The 15,490-nt window shown below is 70.3% G+C and carries 18 protein-coding genes; 10 read left to right on the forward strand and 8 right to left on the reverse strand.

Going from position 1 to position 15,490, the window contains the following annotated elements:
• The first annotated feature begins 77 nt into the window (after positions 1-77).
• Positions 78-1,256 carry a cytochrome P450 gene (locus AB0H49_RS19440; RefSeq protein WP_354999095.1) on the forward strand — a complete coding sequence of 393 codons (1,179 nt, stop codon included), beginning with the start codon at positions 78-80 and terminating at the stop codon, positions 1,254-1,256.
• Here AB0H49_RS19440 and AB0H49_RS19445 read toward each other — a convergent pair.
• The 3 genes from AB0H49_RS19445 to AB0H49_RS19455 form a co-directional block, all read right to left on the reverse strand.
• Positions 1,243-1,692 carry a MerR family transcriptional regulator gene (locus tag AB0H49_RS19445; RefSeq protein ID WP_357253241.1) on the reverse strand — a complete coding sequence of 150 codons (450 nt, stop codon included), beginning with the start codon at positions 1,690-1,692 and terminating at the stop codon, positions 1,243-1,245. The genes AB0H49_RS19440 and AB0H49_RS19445 overlap by 14 nt on opposite strands.
• 44 nt (positions 1,693-1,736) lie before the next feature.
• Positions 1,737-2,291 (reverse strand): class I SAM-dependent methyltransferase, encoded by a 555-nt coding sequence (locus AB0H49_RS19450; protein ID WP_357253243.1) that lies wholly within the window; start codon positions 2,289-2,291, stop codon positions 1,737-1,739.
• Between the two features lie 66 nt (positions 2,292-2,357).
• On the reverse strand, positions 2,358-3,521 hold the full coding sequence (locus AB0H49_RS19455) for an alpha-hydroxy-acid oxidizing protein (RefSeq protein WP_354999098.1): 1,164 nt from the start codon (positions 3,519-3,521) through the stop codon (positions 2,358-2,360).
• 114 nt (positions 3,522-3,635) lie between these two features.
• Here AB0H49_RS19455 and AB0H49_RS19460 point away from each other — a divergent pair, with 114 nt between their 5' ends.
• From AB0H49_RS19460 to AB0H49_RS19470, 3 genes are all read left to right on the forward strand, one after another.
• Entirely contained in the window at positions 3,636-4,676 is a 1,041-nt protein-coding gene (locus tag AB0H49_RS19460; RefSeq protein ID WP_357253246.1) for an AsnC family transcriptional regulator, read from the forward strand.
• A 68-nt stretch (positions 4,677-4,744) separates the two neighbouring features.
• Positions 4,745-5,299, forward strand: coding sequence for a type 1 glutamine amidotransferase domain-containing protein (locus AB0H49_RS19465; RefSeq protein ID WP_354999100.1), 555 nt, complete (start codon positions 4,745-4,747; stop codon positions 5,297-5,299).
• A 111-nt stretch (positions 5,300-5,410) separates the two neighbouring features.
• A complete protein-coding gene (locus tag AB0H49_RS19470; RefSeq protein WP_354999101.1) occupies positions 5,411-6,763 on the forward strand; it encodes a cytochrome P450 in 1,353 nt (450 codons plus the stop codon).
• Between the two features lie 101 nt (positions 6,764-6,864).
• Here AB0H49_RS19470 and AB0H49_RS19475 read toward each other — a convergent pair whose 3' ends face one another.
• Entirely contained in the window at positions 6,865-7,401 is a 537-nt protein-coding gene (locus AB0H49_RS19475) for a hypothetical protein (protein ID WP_357253248.1), read from the reverse strand.
• 179 nt (positions 7,402-7,580) lie between these two features.
• Here AB0H49_RS19475 and AB0H49_RS19480 point away from each other — a divergent pair, with 179 nt between their 5' ends.
• Both AB0H49_RS19480 and AB0H49_RS19485 read left to right on the forward strand, forming a co-directional pair.
• A complete protein-coding gene (locus AB0H49_RS19480) occupies positions 7,581-8,357 on the forward strand; it encodes an ABC transporter permease (protein ID WP_357253250.1) in 777 nt (258 codons plus the stop codon).
• A gap of 105 nt (positions 8,358-8,462) precedes the next feature.
• The gene (locus AB0H49_RS19485; RefSeq protein ID WP_357253252.1) at positions 8,463-9,515 is read left to right on the forward strand and encodes an alpha/beta fold hydrolase; all 1,053 of its coding nucleotides are present in this window, start codon (positions 8,463-8,465) and stop codon (positions 9,513-9,515) included.
• Positions 9,516-9,593: 78 nt separating this feature from the next.
• On the opposite strand, the gene AB0H49_RS19490 is transcribed toward AB0H49_RS19485, so the two are convergent.
• Both AB0H49_RS19490 and AB0H49_RS19495 read right to left on the reverse strand, forming a co-directional pair.
• Complete coding sequence (locus AB0H49_RS19490; protein WP_354999105.1) at positions 9,594-10,424, reverse strand: SDR family oxidoreductase; 831 nt, start codon at positions 10,422-10,424, stop codon at positions 9,594-9,596.
• Between the two features lie 37 nt (positions 10,425-10,461).
• Complete coding sequence (locus tag AB0H49_RS19495) at positions 10,462-11,607, reverse strand: AI-2E family transporter (RefSeq protein WP_354999819.1); 1,146 nt, start codon at positions 11,605-11,607, stop codon at positions 10,462-10,464.
• A 180-nt stretch (positions 11,608-11,787) separates the two neighbouring features.
• Here AB0H49_RS19495 and AB0H49_RS19500 point away from each other — a divergent pair, with 180 nt between their 5' ends.
• Both AB0H49_RS19500 and AB0H49_RS19505 read left to right on the forward strand, forming a co-directional pair.
• A complete protein-coding gene (locus AB0H49_RS19500; protein ID WP_354999106.1) occupies positions 11,788-12,399 on the forward strand; it encodes an NAD(P)H-dependent oxidoreductase in 612 nt (203 codons plus the stop codon).
• A gap of 71 nt (positions 12,400-12,470) precedes the next feature.
• A complete protein-coding gene (locus AB0H49_RS19505) occupies positions 12,471-12,797 on the forward strand; it encodes a plasmid stabilization protein (RefSeq protein WP_354999107.1) in 327 nt (108 codons plus the stop codon).
• Here AB0H49_RS19505 and AB0H49_RS19510 read toward each other — a convergent pair.
• A complete protein-coding gene (locus AB0H49_RS19510; RefSeq protein ID WP_357253255.1) occupies positions 12,794-13,381 on the reverse strand; it encodes a TetR/AcrR family transcriptional regulator in 588 nt (195 codons plus the stop codon). The genes AB0H49_RS19505 and AB0H49_RS19510 overlap by 4 nt on opposite strands.
• 62 nt (positions 13,382-13,443) lie before the next feature.
• On the opposite strand from AB0H49_RS19510, the gene AB0H49_RS19515 reads away from it, so the two are divergent.
• Both AB0H49_RS19515 and AB0H49_RS19520 read left to right on the forward strand, forming a co-directional pair.
• Entirely contained in the window at positions 13,444-13,962 is a 519-nt protein-coding gene (locus tag AB0H49_RS19515; RefSeq protein ID WP_357253257.1) for a hypothetical protein, read from the forward strand.
• A gap of 17 nt (positions 13,963-13,979) precedes the next feature.
• On the forward strand, positions 13,980-14,519 hold the full coding sequence (locus AB0H49_RS19520) for an SRPBCC family protein (protein WP_357253259.1): 540 nt from the start codon (positions 13,980-13,982) through the stop codon (positions 14,517-14,519).
• A 99-nt stretch (positions 14,520-14,618) separates the two neighbouring features.
• Here AB0H49_RS19520 and AB0H49_RS19525 read toward each other — a convergent pair whose 3' ends face one another.
• Positions 14,619-15,485, reverse strand: a complete 867-nt coding sequence (locus AB0H49_RS19525; protein WP_357253261.1) for an NAD-dependent protein deacetylase — start codon at positions 15,483-15,485, stop codon at positions 14,619-14,621.
• Positions 15,486-15,490: the final 5 nt, after the last annotated feature.

The raw sequence follows: 15,490 nt of genomic DNA on the forward strand, positions 1-15,490 counted from the left end.
ACTAGGGTCATCATGTCAGCTCGAGTTGCGAACCGGTAGCGAGGGTGAAACTCGCACGGCCCCCGGAAGGCTCCGTCATGCAGTTGCAGTACAGCCCGTACGATTTCGACGTCCACCGCGATCCCTATCCGTACTACGCAAGGCTACGCGCGGAGGCGCCGGTCTTCCACAACCCGGCCGACGATTTCTACGCTTTCTCCCGATACGCCGATATCGTTGCGGCACTGCGTGATTCGGACCGTTTCTCCAGCGTCAACGGACTGCGGATGGAGCCCGCGTTCTGGGGACCGCAGGCCGAACGGTTCTTCTCCTTCGTCGCGATGGACCCGCCCAAGCACACTCGACTGCGCGGCCTGGTGGCCCGCGCGTTCACCAATCGCCGGGTGCAGGAATTGCAGCCCCGACTACGGGAGATCGCGCGCGGGCTGTGGCAGCCACTGCTGGAACGCGAAAGTTTCGACCTGATGGCCGATTTCGCGGGTCCGTTCCCCACCGATGTGATCTCCGAACTGGTCGGCGTCCCGGAAGCGGATCGCGACATGATCCGCAAGCTGGGCATGGAGATCATGTACACCGACGAGGAATCCACCGATCTGCGCCCGGAAGCGGTGCAGGCCATCGGGACCCTGGTCGGCTACTACACCGAGCTGACCATCGAACGGAGCAAGACCCGCCGCGACGACCTGCTCTCCGGCCTGCTCGACGCCGCCGACGGCGACGACCGGCTGACCCCCGAGGAGATCGTGGGCGTGCTGATCCTGCTGGTCGGCGCGGGCATCGAGACCACCATGCTCACGCTGGGCAACCTCTGGCACGTCGCGTGGCAGCACCCCGACCGGCGCCGCGAGGCCTTCGGCGGGCGCATCGACGAGTGGATCGCCGAGGGCATGCGCTACGAACCCGCCACCCAGACCCAGCTGCGCAGCACCACCGAACCGATCTCGTTGCACGGCGTCGACATCCCGGCCGGTGCGCGCATCCTGCTGCTGACCGCCTCGGCCAACCGCGATCCCGAGATCTTCACCGATCCAGACACTTTCGACCTGGACCGCGACACGGGCGCCACACTGTCCTTCGGCAGCGGACGCCACCACTGCCTCGGCGCGAACCTCGCCCAGCTGGAACTGCGCGTCGCGCTGGAGGAGATCATCGGCACGATCGCCGACTACGACATCGACGCCGCGAACCTGCGTCGCATTCACTCCTCCAACAACCGCGGCTTCGCCAGTCTGCCGACCACGGTCACCGCCCGCTGAACGGAATGTCGACGGGGTGGGCCGCCACCCCGTCGACGCCGAGCCGCAGCGCCTCGTCCACCTTGCCGCGGAAATGCGGACAGGAGCGGAAATCCGATGCGCCGCAATCCAATGCGTGGTCGATCGTGTTCAGCGCCGCGGTGGCGGCGGCGATCCGCGCGGCCAGCTGATCGCGGTGCGCGCGCAGCAGCTCGCGGCGCGTGTCGCGGTCCGCGGCACTCTCGAAAAGCCGGGCGATCTCGGCCAAGGTCAGCCCGACCCGTTTGCCGAGCAGGATGACGGCCACCGTCTCGGCGTCGTCGGCGCGATAGACCCGGCGACCGCCGGAATCGCGGCGCGGCGCGAGCAGACCGAGATCCTCCCAGTGCCGCAGCACGTGCGTGGCCAGGCCGAACCGCGCGGCCAGCTCGCCGATCGTCAATCCGGAATCGGACATACCAGCACTCTAAGTCGACAACGGGTGTCGTACCGCCGTGCCCGTCAGGCCGCGCGTGCGGTCCACTGCGCGTACAGCCCGAAGGGGTATCCGCGCGGGCGCACGACCCTCCTGCGCACCGTCGGCTCGGCGAAACGCGCGCCCAACGCGGTGCGCATGGACGCGTCCCGGACGAAACGGAAGTCGTAGAGCGCCAGCGTTCCGCGCGGACGAAGCACCCGCTCGAGCTCGGCCGCCGCCGCGACCGGATCCGGCCACTCGTGCATGCTCAGGCTGGAGACGACGACGTCGAAACTGTTGTCCGGGTGGGGAAGTGCGCCGACGTCACCCACGGACAGTTCGACCTCGTGGTCGGCAAGATTGGTCCGGGCGTGCGCGATCATGTGCGGCGAGAGGTCCACCCCGTGCAACAGCAGATCGGGTCGTCTGCGCGCGAGGTGGGCCAGCAGCAGGCCGGGGCCGGTCCCCACGTCGAGCACCGCCTCGCCCGTCCCGGTGGACGCGGCCACCTCGTCGGCGATATGCCGGTACAGCCCGCCGAGCAGTTTGGTGGCGCGCCGGTCGTAGCCGCGGCTTTCCTGTTCTCCGAACCGGGTCATTTCATCCCTTCCTCCAGGTCGACCCTCAGCGTGCGAGTTCAGGTCGACCTGAAGTCAAGGGCTGGGTCAGACCGCGACTCGGCGCAGTGCGTCCCTGGTCAGCTCGGAGAGGTCGCGGTAGCCGTCGACGGCCATGATCAGGTCGGCCTCGGCGAGCAGCGCGCGCAGCACGTGCACGATGCCGTCGGCGCCGCCGAGCGCGAGACCGTAGGCGTAGGGCCTGCCGATGCCGACCGCTGCCGCACCCAGGGCCAGCGCCTTGACGATGTCGTCGCCGCCGCGAACGCCGGAGTCGAACAGCACCGGCAGCCCGTCGGCCGCGTCGACCACCTCGGCGAGCATGTCGAGGGCGGGCAGGCCGCCGTTGGCTTGGCGGCCGCCGTGGTTGGAGCAGTAGATGCCGTCCACGCCACCGTCTTTCGCGCGGCGCGCGTCGTCGGGATGACAGATGCCCTTCACGATCAGCGGCAGCGTGGTGAGTTCGCGCAGCCACGGCAGGTCGGCCCAGGTGAGCGGATTGCCGAAGAGCTGGACCCAGCGCAGCACGGCGGCCTGGAGGTGCTCTTCCGGCGGGCCGGGCAGACCCGCGCGGAACACCGGATCGGTGAAATAGTTCGCCAGACAGTGCCCGCGCAGTTGGGGGAAATTCGAGGTGCCGAGATCGCGCGGGCGCCAGCCGGTGATCCAGGTGTCGAGCGTGACGACGATGCCCTTGTACCCCGCCTCCTCGGCCCGCTTCACCAGACTCGCGGCGAGATCGCGGTCGGTGGGCGTGTACAGCTGGAAAAGGCCTGGCGTATCACCCAATTCGGCCGCCACCTGCTCCAGCGGATCCACCGAGAGAGTCGATGCCACCATCGGGACGCCGGTGCGCGCCGCGGCGCGGGCGGTCGCCAGATCGCCGTGCCCGTCCTGGGCGCACAGGCCGATCACACCGATCGGCGCGAGGAAAACCGGTGCGGGCCAGGTCATCCCGAACAGCTCCACCGTGAGGTCGCGCTCGGACGCGCCGACGAACATCCGCGGCACAAGGCCCCACTGGTCGAACGCGGTCACGTTGGCGCGCTGCGTGCGTTCGTCACCGGCCCCGCCCGCCACGTACGACCAGACCGAGGGCGGCAATGCCGCCTGCGCCGCGGCCTCCAGCTCGTCGAAGGACATCGGCAGCGCGGGCTGTACCCCGCCGAGGCCGCGCAGGTAGATCTCGTTCTGGTAATCGGCGAAGGCCATGGATTCGGTCGCCCTTTCGTCTCCGGCGCCGCACCGCGCCACCGGGAGAAAGCATGGGTGTCCGGTTCCTCGCTCCCACTAGAATGCAGGAATCAGGCACGATGGGAACCGCGAATGCAGGATGACGCCGCACTCCTGAGCGAGGACGAGCTCGCCCTGATCAATGCGCTGCAACTCCGCCCGCGCGGTTCCTGGTCGGAATTGGGCCACGCGCTCGGCGTCGATCCGGTGACGGTGGCCCGTCGCTGGCAGCGGCTCACCCGGCGCGGGGTGGCCTGGGTGAGTCCTTCGCCCGGCCCGCGGCTGCTCGACCAGATCACCATCGCCTATGTCGAGATCGGCTGCACCGCCGACGCCGCGGCCGCGGTCAGCCGCAGCCTGTGCGAGCACCCGCACATGGTCACCGTCGAGCGCTGCGCGGGCACCTACAACCTGCTGGCCACCGTCGGGGCGCGCGACCTGGCCACCATGTCGCACTACACGCTGGACGTGCTGCCCGCCATCCCGCACGTCGCGGCGGTGCGGGCCAGGATCGTCACGCACATGTTCACCGAGGGCGGCCGCTGGCGCATCGACGCGCTCGCGCCCGACCAACGCGCCGAACTGGACATCCCGCCGCCGCGGCCGTCGGTGCCGGTGCGCGCGGTGAGCATCGACGACGCCGATCGCGCGATGCTCGCGCAGCTCGCCATGGACGGGCGGGCCTCGCACCAGTACCTGGCGACGGTCGTCGGCACCAGCGCCTCGACGGTGAAGCGCAGGCTGGATCGGCTCACCCGGCTCGGATTGCTCCAGTTCCGCTGCGATTTCGCCCGCCCGCTCGGCGGCTGGCCGGTCGCGGTGACCCTGTGGCTTGACGTGCCACCGGATCGGCTCGCCGAGATCGGCGACGCGATCGTCCGGCTCCCGCAGACCCGCAACTGCGCCGCCATCAGCGGCGGTCACAACCTGCTCATCCAGGCCAACCTGCACAGTCTCGCCGACATCCCGCGCCTGGAAGCCGGGCTGGCCGCCGCCCATCCCGCGCTGCGCGTCGCGGAGCGCACCGTCACGCTGCGCCACGACAAGCTCTTCGGGCACATTCTCGATCCGCGCGGGCGCAGCAGGCGCGTGGTGCGACCCGACGTCTGGAGCGAGCCCGGGTCGCTGGGGTGAGGCCAGGTTTAGCGGCGGGGAATCGCGGCATGCCGATCGGGGAGGGGGTCGATCGAGAGGAGTCGCTCATGGCTGAATTGGACGGCGTGCGGGTGCTGGTCGTGACCTCGAACACCGGTGTCGAGCACGACGAGCTGCTGGTGCCGCGCGACGAACTACGCAAACGCGGCGCGCGGGTGACCCACGCGGCGCCGAAATCGGAGCCGGTGCAGACCTTTCAGCACGACGTGGACAAGGACGAGGTCGTCTCGCCCGATGCCGCGCTGGACGCGGTGGACATCGACGACTTCGACGCGCTCGTGGTGCCCGGCGGCACCGTGAACGCGGACAAGCTGCGCGCCGACGATCGCGCCGTCGCGCTGGCCAAGGAATTCGCCGGTGCGGGCAAGCCGGTCGCCGCGATCTGCCACGGGCCGTGGCTGCTCGTCGAGGCCGATCTGCTGCGGGGCAAGACGCTGACCTCGTACCACTCGCTGCGCACCGATGTCGACAACGCGGGCGGAGCGTGGGTCGACGAGCCGGTGGTGCGCTCGTCCGAGAACGGCTGGACGCTGATCACCTCGCGCGCGCCCGGCGATCTGAAAGATTTCGTCGGCGCGATCTCCACCGAATTGCGGGCGTAGCGGCGGCGCGGCGGGAGGTTCGCCGCGGGCGTCGCCCGTTTCGGCCGTGCGGCCTCGGGTACGCGCTCGACGTCGGCCCTCACGAAGGGCAACGAAGCGGGAGGAGGCTGTATGGCAGGCAACCACGGCAACCGGCTGGTGGGCGCGCGAGCGCTCGCGACGCTGGCCGACCTGGGTTTCGCATCGATCGCCTCGGGGGTGATCGCCCGCAGACGCGCGGTCATGGGGGTGCTGGAACGGACGCAGGCCGACCGGCGCGCGGTGGCGCGCATGCGTCGGTTGCGTGCCGAGTTCGGCGCTGGCCCAGTCGAATTGGTGCTGCCGGGGCGTCGCATCGTGATCGTGCTCGACCCGGACGACGTCGGCAGGGTGCTCGCGGACGCGCCGCGGCCGTTCGATCCCGCCAATCGCGAGAAGCGCGCCGCACTGCGCCAGTTCCAGCCGCACGGCGTGCTGCTCTCGGAGGGGCCGGTGCGCGCGCAGCGGCGAGCGGTGAACGAGGCGGCGCTGGACACCTCCGCGCCGCTGCATCGCCTCGCCGAACCGTTCGCCGAGATCATCGCCGACGAGGCGCGCGACCTGACCGCGTCCGCGCTGCGCCGCGGCCACCTCAACGCGGACCAGTTCACCGCGGACTGGTGGCGGCTGGTCCGGCGGCTGGTGCTCGGCAGGCGCGGACGCGACGACGAGGCGATCACCGACGAACTGTGGAAGTTGCGCTCGGCCGCCAACTGGTCGTTCCTCGCGCTACCGCAGCGCGGGCGGCGGGATCGTTTCACCGAACGGCTCTACCGCTACGTGGAAGCGGCCGATCCGGACAGCCTTGTCGGCGCGCTGGCGGCGACCGCCGCGGGTGGCGCTGTGGACCCGGTCGGCCAGATTCCGCACTGGCTCTTCGCTTTCGACGCGGCGGGCATCGCCACGAGCCGAGCCCTGGCGCTACTGGCCACCCACCCGGATCAGCACGCCCGCGCGACTGCCGACGCCGCCGACCCGCACACCCCGCAGACCCGCGACTACCTGCGCGCCTGCGTCCTGGAATCGGTGCGGCTGTGGCCGACGACGCCGGTCATCCTGCGCGACATCACCGAGGACACGCAGTGGCGGACGGGCGCGGACCGGTTCACCATCGAGGGCGGCGCCGCGCTGATGATCGTGGTCCCCGCGTTCCATCGCGATACCGAGCTGCTGCCCTTCGCCGACCGCTTCGCCCCGGACCTCTGGTTGGAGGGACTCGCGGAGCAGTACCCGCAGCTGGTGCCGTTCAGCGCGGGCCCGGCGGTCTGCCCCGGCCGCAACCTGGTGCTCTTCACCACGAGCACCCTGCTCGCCCACCTGGTGGACGCCGCCGACTACCGGCTCCGCTCCACGCCCGCGCTGTCGCCGGACAGCCCACTTCCGTTGACCTTCAACAACTTCGGCCTCGACTTCGTGATCACGCCCGCGGTGACGCGCGCCCGGTGATCGGTTCGAAGCGCCGGGCGGCGCGGTGGCCGCAGGTCCGCGGTGCGAAGGTCAAGTCCGCGGTGCGCGAGTGGCTCAGGAAGGTCCGTCGCGCGGGTGGCTCAGGCGAGCGCGGTGCGCAGGGCGAACCAGCCGGTGGTCGGGTCCGCGAAGCCGTGGTAGACGAGCGGCGCGCGCTGGTCGAGCTCGAAGTGCCGGTAGACCGCGAGCATGGCCTGGCGGATGGATTCGGCCTGGAAGTCCTCGCTGCGGCGGAAGCCGATGCGGCGTTCGGGCAGCAGTGCCAGCCGGGTCACCTCCGCGCGGTCGCCGAGATCGAGTCCGAAGGGATCGATGATCAGGTGGTCGTGCAGGATCGCGCGCAGCCGTTCGGGGTCGGGCAGGTGCGTGGTGCAGGGGCGCAACTCGGCGTGGATCGATGGTTCGGAGCGGCCGGGCACGGTCGGCGTCTCCAGCGACTCGACCAGCGCCACATCGGGCCGCGGCGGCGCGTCGGGATCGTCGACGGTCGCCTGCTCCATCAGATGCAGGATGTTCCCGCCCGGCATCAGCGGTTCCGCGACGAGGAACAGGGTGACCGAGGGGCAGCGGCAATCCTGGCCGGTGAGACAGACCTTCGCGGGAAGCGGGTAGGACATACGTCCTCCTCCGGAAGCGGAACGAACGATCGGTGGGAGGCGACTCCTCTTCGAGCCCTCCCTGCATGGTAATCCGCGACGACGGCCGGTGGCAGGGGCCGCGGGCGGCCCGTTCGGCGGTTGGGCGGCGGCCTGGTCGTGTGTGATCGTTGGACGGTGAGTCCCATCGCGGAGCGCGGATGAACGCGGCGATACGGCCCGATCTCGGCCTGGCGGCGTTGTGCCTCGCGCTGGCGATCGGCGCGGCCACGGTGTATCGGGTGTCGAGACTCGGTTCGCCGTTCGTCGCGCCCCGCGCGGCCCTTCGCGGTGCCGTGCAATTGGCGATCGTGGCGCTCGTGCTGGCAGCGGCGCTGGCGCACCTGTGGTCGGCGATCCTGGTGCTCGCCGTCATGTTCGTCGCCGCGGTGGTGACCTCGGCGCGGCGCTCGGGTGCGGGGAAGTCCGCGCCGTGGCTGGCGCTGGCGCTGGGCGCGGGCGTCGGAGCGGTTCTCCCGCCCATGCTGCTCAGCGGTGTGGTCCCGATGACGGGCGTCGCGGTGGTGCCGGTCGGCGGGATCGTCCTCGGCGGCGCCATGACTGCGACGTCGCTGGCGGCACGCCGCGCCCTCGACGCGGTCGAGCAGCGGCGCGGCGAGGTAGAAGCCGCGCTGAGCCTGGGCTTCACCGAACGTGACGCCCGGCTGGAGGTGATCCGCCCGACCGCCGCCGACGCGCTGCTGCCCGGCGTCGACCAGACCCGCACGGTCGGATTGGTCACCCTGCCGGGCGCCTTCGTCGGCGTGCTGATCGCCAGCGGCTCGGCCATCCAGGCGGGCGCGGTCCAGATCCTGGTTCTCTCGGGTCTGTTGCTCGCCCAGACGTGCGCCGTCGCGGTCACCGTCGAGCTCGTCGCCCGCTGCCGCGTCATGCGAGAGCCGGGCAAGCGCATCGCCGTGTCCGCAAGCGGCCGGTGAAATCCGCCACCGAAATTGTAACTTCGAGTAACAGTTATCTACACTCGGTGCTGCTGGGAACGATCCGGCGACCGACTCGAATCCGTCCGTGCACTGAGGAAAAGCGTGATCTTCACCGAGCTGGCGCATGCGCTCGACAACGGCTGGGCGCTCACCTTCGGCGGTGGCGTCGAACCCCCTGCCCCGACTCCTTCGACGGTGCTCTACGACGAGCCGCACCGGCAGCTGCGCCGCTACGAGGGCGCGCACGGTTCCGGGAATCCGGTCCTGTTGGTGCCGCCGCTCGCGGTGCACAGTTCCTGCTTCGATCTGCGCCCGGGGCAGAGCCTGGCCAAGTTCCTGCTCGACACCGGGCGCACCCCCTACATCGTCGACTACGGCCGGATCACCTACGCCGACCGGAATCTCGGCTTCGAGGAGTGGATCGACGACATCGTCCCGACCGCGATCGCCACGGTCAGCGCGGAGCACGGTGGGGCCGAGGTCGACGTCGTCGCCTGGTCGCTCGGCGGCACTCTGGCCCTGCTCACCGCCGCCGAGCACGCGGACCTGCCGATCGCCTCGGTCACCGCGCTCGGCACCCCGATCGATTACCGGCGCCATCCGATGCTCGCGCCGTCCCGGCTGCTCGCCCGCGTCACCGGCGGCCGCGAAGTCGCCTGGTCCACCGCGTTGTTCGGCGGTATTCCGGCGTTCGCCGTGCAGCTCGGGTTCCGCGGCATGGCGTTGCCGCGCGAGATCATGCGCCCCTGGTTCATCGCCCGCAATCTGGGTCGCATCGAGGCGCTGGCGCGGATGGAGGCGATCGACCGGTTCATCGGACGGATGCCGGGCTATCCCGGCCGCCTCTACCGGCAGAACCACCGGCTGATGATCGTCGGCAACCACATGGCGAAGGGCAGTGTCCCGCTCGGCGCGGACCGGGTGATCGAGATGGCGAAGGTGAGCTGCCGGGTGCTGCTCGTCGGCAGCCCCTCGGACAACATCGCGCCCGCCGCCACGGTCGCGCCGGGCGTGCGGGTGCTCACCGGCGCGGCCGAGGCTCGCTATGTCGAAGTGCCGCGCGCCAGCCACCTCGGGCTCGTCGCCGGGCCGGAGGCGGCCAGCTGGGCGGTCATCGACGAATTCTTGGGTAGCGCCGTGCTCGCGGATCGCTGAAGTCCATCCGCCTGGCCGGACCATTTTCGTCCGAGCCCCCGTGCGGCCGGAGCGAATCCGGGATTCGAGAGGTACGCCTCACAACCCGACCAGCCGGGCGCTCACCTTGTCGAGTTCCTCGGCGAGCGCGTCGTCCTGGGCTCGGCGCGACGGGGTCTTGAGCGCGTTGTTCTGGAAATAGCGTCCGCTGTGCTCGGCGGGCTCCGGCGCGGCGGCGAGATAGGCGAGCCTGCGACCGCCCTCGGCGGCCGGAATCATGAAGACCCGCTTGGCGATCGCCGCGAACGGCCGGCCCCACCACGGCATCGCGTCCCAGATCCCGGTCGCCACCGCCCCGGGATGGAAGGCGTTGACGGTCACCCCGGTGCCTTCCAGCCGCCGCGCCAGCGCGCGCACGTAGAGGATGTTGGCCAGCTTGGACTGGCTGTAGGCCTTTTCGCCGGAGTAACCGCGCGACAGGTTCAGGTCGCCCAAGTCCAGGTCGGCGCCGTAGTGCATGACCGACGAGGTGAACAGGACACGCGATGGTGCGCTGCGCCGCAGCAGGTCGAGCAGCAACTCGGTGAGCAGGTAGCCGCCGAGATGGTTGACCGCGAAGGTGGCCTCGACCTCGTCGCCGGTGACGACGCGCTGCGGATAGTAGGCGCCCGCGTTGTTGGCGAGCACGTCGAGGCGGTCGTAGTTCGCGAGCACCTTTCCGGCGAGCTCGCGCACCGCGGACTGGCTCGCGAAATCGCACACCAGCGTGTCCACCTGTCCCGCGCCCGCCTCCCGGACGAGTCGTGCGGCACGGTCGAGCTTCTCGGGATTGCGTCCGACGAGTATCAGGTGATCGCCTGCTTCGCCCAGTTGCCGCGCGGCTTCCAGACCGATACCCGACGTCGCCCCCGTGATCAGGATCGTCTTCATGAAACCCACACTGCCACAGCGTTATGCGCAGCGGGGGTCACCGCGCGGGTTCGACCTCCGCCGCGTCGTCCGGTTCCGGCGGCGGTGCGGTCGCCGCGTCGATCTGCTCGCCCACGTAACGCAGCACCACGGCGACGATGGCGGCGACCGGCACGGCGAGGAACGCGCCGACGATGCCGTACAGCGAGCCGCCCGCGGTCACCGCGAGCAGCACCACCACCGCGTGCAGCTGCATGCTGCGGCTCTGCAACACCGGTTGCAGCACATTGCCTTCCAGCTGCTGCACGGCCAGGATGATGCCGAGCACGATCAACGCGGTCGTCACGCCGTTGGCGACCAACGCGACGAGGACCGCGAGCGCGCCCGCGACGAACGCTCCGACGATCGGGATGAAGCCGCCGAGGAAGGTGAGCACGGCGAGCACCGCGGCCAGCGGGACGCCCAGGATCACCAGGCCCGCGCCGATCAACACCGCGTCGATCAGGCTGACCAGCGCCTGGGTGCGGATGAAACCGCCGAGGGTGACCCAGATCCGGCCGAGCACTTCCTCGAAGTGCCTGCCGCCGCGGGTCCCGGTCACGCTGTGCAGCCAGGGCATGAAGCGCGGCCCGTCCTTGACGAAGAAGAACGCGAGGACCAGCACCAGGAACAGAGTGACCAGCGCCGAGGTGGCGGTGGTGACGCCGCTGAAGACGCCGGTCGCGATCTGCTCGGCGCTGGACTGCAACCGCGAGACGATGGCGTCCACCGCGGAATCGAGCTGCTCGTCGCGGATGTTCAGCGGTGGGCCCTGCAACCAGTCACGGACCCGGTTGACGCCCTCGGTCGCCTTGTCGGCCAATTCCGGCGCCTGATCCACCACCGAGGGCACGATCAGCGCGATGACCCCCGCGAGCAGACCGAGGAAGCCGAGTATCGACAGCGACGCGGCGAGCGCAGGCCGCAGACCGTGTTTGGTGAGCCAGCGCGTGGGCGGCCACAGCACGGTCGCGACGACGACGGCCAGCGCCATCGGCAGGATCACCACCCACAGGCGCGCGATGATCCAGCCGAGCACCCACGCGCCCGCGGCGATCGCGACGACGCACAGCGCCCATTTCGCCAGCCAGAACAGCCCGGTGCCGATCACATCTCCGCGCTCGGGCGGTTCGAGCGCCTTGTTCTCGCCGGTGTTGGTCTCCACCCTGGGCTTGCTCGGCTCGGTCACGACTTGCCCTCCACTCGCTGACGCCTCACCGGCCCAGTCTCGCACGAGGGCGCCCGCGCGGCGGGTCGCGCTGGCGGCGCACCGGATTGCCGCGCGGATCTCCGGGTAGTGCCACGAAGGAGGAGCTGACCGAACGCGAACCGAGGAGGCTCGATCATGACAGCACCGACCGCGCTGGCGCTGGTGTGCACATTGAAGAAGTCACCGAGCGAATCCAGCAGTGAGCTCATCGCCAGGCAGGCGCTGGCGCGGCTGGCCGAGCACGACGTGAAGGGCGAGGTGCTTCGGCTCGTCGACTACGACATCCATCCCGGCGTCACCGACGACGAAGGCGCGGGCGATCAGTGGCCGCGAGTGCGCGAACAGATCATGGCCGCCGACATCCTGCTCGTCGCCACCCCGACCTGGCTCGGGCACATGTCCTCGGTGGCGCAGCGGATGCTGGAGCGGCTCGACGCCGAGCTGTCCAACACCGATGAGCAGGGGCGGCCCGCGATGGTAGGCAAGGTCGGGCTGGCCGCGGTCGTCGGCAACGAGGACGGCGCGCACAAGATCGTGGCCGATATGTTCCAGGCGCTCAACGACATCGGCTTCACCATCCCGGCGCAGGGCTGCACCTACTGGAACGGCCGCGCGATGGAGACCACCGATTACACAGACCTCGACGAGGTGCCCGAACCGGTCGCGAGCGCCACCGCCGCCATGGCCCGCAACGCCGCGCACCTCGCCCGGCTGCTCGCCGACCAGCGGTATCCCGCTTACCAGTAACGGTTTTCTCTCGGCCAGAGCCGGTTTCTCCGGCGTATCCCGGGTACCCGATCGATGAGGAGGTGTGTGACATGCCGAAGGAATGGACCGACAAACAGGAACGGCAGTACGAACACATCAAGGATTCGGCGCAGGACCGCGGCGCGAGCACCAAGCGCGCCAAGCAGATCGCGGCCCGCACCGTCAACAAGAACCGCGCGCAGTCCGGCCAGAGCAAGACCGCGAGCCGATCCTCGGTCAAGGACAAGTCGCCGCAGCAGCGCGGCGGCCAGCGTTCGGGACGCAGCGGTCCGAAGGGCCCGACCAGGGACCAGCTGTACAACGAGGCCAAGAAGCGCAACATCAAGGGCCGCTCCAAGATGACCAAGAAGCAACTGGAGAGCGCTCTCGGCCGTTAATCCGGTGCGCCGAGCAGTGCCGTCGCGGCCTGCTCGGCGAGATCGGCGGCGTGGGCCGGAATCTCCTGTCCCGTGCGTAGATACCGCCTGACCAGGGCGTAGGGCAGATCGACCAGCGCGAGCAGCACGCGGTCGGTCGCTCGGGCGCCCTCGTCGCCGGTGCGCGCGATCAGTGCGGTCAGCGCGTTCTGTATCGCGGTATTGGCCCGCGCGGTGTCCGCGCGCGCCGCTTCGCTCCACTCCCGTTCGCCCAATTCCCGCGCCCCCGCGAGCAGCACGGCCGCCTCGCGGGGGCTTCGCCGTGCCCAGACGAGGGTCGCGCGTGCGCCGCGGCGGATCGCCTCCTCGGGCGGATCGAGGGTCAATACGGTGAGCAGTTCGTCGCGGAACCGGCTCAGCGTCCGTGTCCACAGCGCGGCGAGCAGCGCGGGCCGATCCGGAAACCGGTGGTAGACCGATCCGCTCGGCGCGCCGACCGCCTTGGCCACCGCCGACATGGTGACGGCGGCGGGCCCGCCCGCGGCGAGGAGTTCCGCTGCGGCGTCCAGCAGCCGATCGACGTCGTGCTTCGGGGGTCTTCCCATGTATTGGAGGATATGCTCTAATTCTGTTTTAGAGGTAGTTCTCTAAAATGGAGGTGGATCGGATGGACGCCGGGATCGAGCCGCCCGCGTGGGCGCGATGGGCGGCGTGGGGAACCGTCGCGGCCGTCGCGCCCTCGGCGGTGTGGCGGGTGCTCGTCGGAGTCGGTGTCGATCTCGGGTGGAGCGACGAGCAATTGGCTTTCCAAGACATTCCCGGCGGCGGAACCGTGTACGTCATCGGTTTGAGCGTGGCGTCGTTGGTCTGTGCCGCACTGACTTTCGCGTTGGTGTCGCCATGGGGTGAGCGGTTCCCGCGCTGGTTCCCGTCCGTCGCCGGTCGTCGGGTGCCGCCCGCGCTGCCCGCGGTCACGGCGACGGCGGGCGCGGCGGCGGTCCTGCTCATCGTCGCGATGAGCGCGTGGAACTGGGACCGGGTCAGCGGTTTCGCGGATCGCCCGGACTCCGGCTGGGCCCGGCTGATGGCCGCCTGCTACGCGCCCGCCGCGCTGTGGCCGGTCCTGCTGTCGGCCGTCACCGCCGATTACTGGCGGCGCCACCGCCGCCTCTCCGTACACGGCTGAAGAAGGAGCGAGAAACCATGGCCGTCATCAATATTCACGTGCGGCGCTTGCCGGCCCCTGCCGCGGAGGTCGGGGCGCTGCTCGACTCGCTGGCGAGCGAGGACGACCGCCTCTGGCCCGCCCCGGCCTGGCCGCCGATGCTCTTCGATCGTCCGCTCGGCGTCGGCGCCGTCGGCGGGCACGGTCCGGTCCGCTACACGGTGGAGCACTACGAACCCGGGCGCTGGGTGCGCTTCCGATTCACCGGTCCCCGCGGCTTCGACGGGTTCCACGAATGCACCGTTCAGCCCACCGCCGACGGCGGCGCCGATCTGATCCACCTGCTCGCCATGCACGCCCGCGGGCCCGCCCGCCTCACCTGGCCGCTGGCCTACCGCTGGATGCACGACGCCTGCCTCGAGGACTGCTTCGACCGCGCCGAACGTGCTCTCACCGGCTCGGTCCGCCACCCGGCCCGGTGGACCCTGCCCGTCCGCGTCTTGCGTTGGCTCGCCGAGCGTGTCATGGGACCGAAGGCCGAAACATCCTCGGCGACAAAACTTTCCACCGCGGGTTAGCCATCCCGGCGACCGTCGAGTGCGGCACCAGGTACGCGGAGTGATTCGCCAGAGAGGCGCGCCGGATACGTCGCCGAACCGGCAGCGCCACAACAACTTCTATCCGAAGGTGGCCGTTCGCGCCGTGCTCGCGCAGTGCCGGGCGAGGGATTGGAGGGCTTCGGAGCAGCCGGTGTCGAGGGCGAGGGCGGCGATTTCGTCGCCGCGGGTTCGGCCGCGGTTGACGATCACCACCGGAGAGCCGTTCTTCGCGGCGCGGCGGACGAAGCGCAGGCCGGACATGACGGTGAGCGAGGAGCCCGCGACAAGCAGTGCGTCGGCCTCGTCGACGAGGTCGAAGGCGGCGGCGACCCGATCCTTCGGCACGTTCTCGCCGAAGTAGACGATGTCCGGCTTGAGCATGCCGCCGCATTGGGCGCAGTCGACCATGCGGAAACTCTCGGTGTCGGTGACCACGGCATCGGCGTCCGGCGCGACCTCGATGCCGGTGGCGGTGGCGGCCGCGGCGAAGCCCGGATTGGCCGCCTCCAGCCGATCGGCGAGCGTCATTCGGGAGATCAGCGCGGAACATCCGAGGCAGCGCACGCGGGCATAGGTGCCGTGCAGGTCGATCACTGTGCGGTGACCCGCCTTGGTGTGCAGCAGGTCGACGTTCTGGGTGATCAACCCGGTGACGACGCCGAGACGTTCCAGGAGGGCGAGCGCCCGGTGCCCCGCGTTGGGCCGGGCGGCGTCCATCCGTCGCCAGCCGACGTGATTGCGCGCCCAATAGCGTTGGCGGAAGGCGGCATCGCCGACGAACTGCTGGTAGGTCATGGGATTGCGGGGCGGCGAATCGGGGCCGCGATAGTCCGGGATGCCGCTGTCGGTGGAGACGCCGGCGCCCGTCAGCACCGCGACCCGGCGATCGGCCAGCACCTCGGCCAACCGCTCCAGCTCCGTGTCGGTCGACGTGCTGCGCGACATGGTCG

It is taken from the genome of Nocardia sp. NPDC050713, from assembly GCF_040654315.1.
Taxonomy (GTDB): Bacteria; Actinomycetota; Actinomycetes; order Mycobacteriales; family Mycobacteriaceae; genus Nocardia.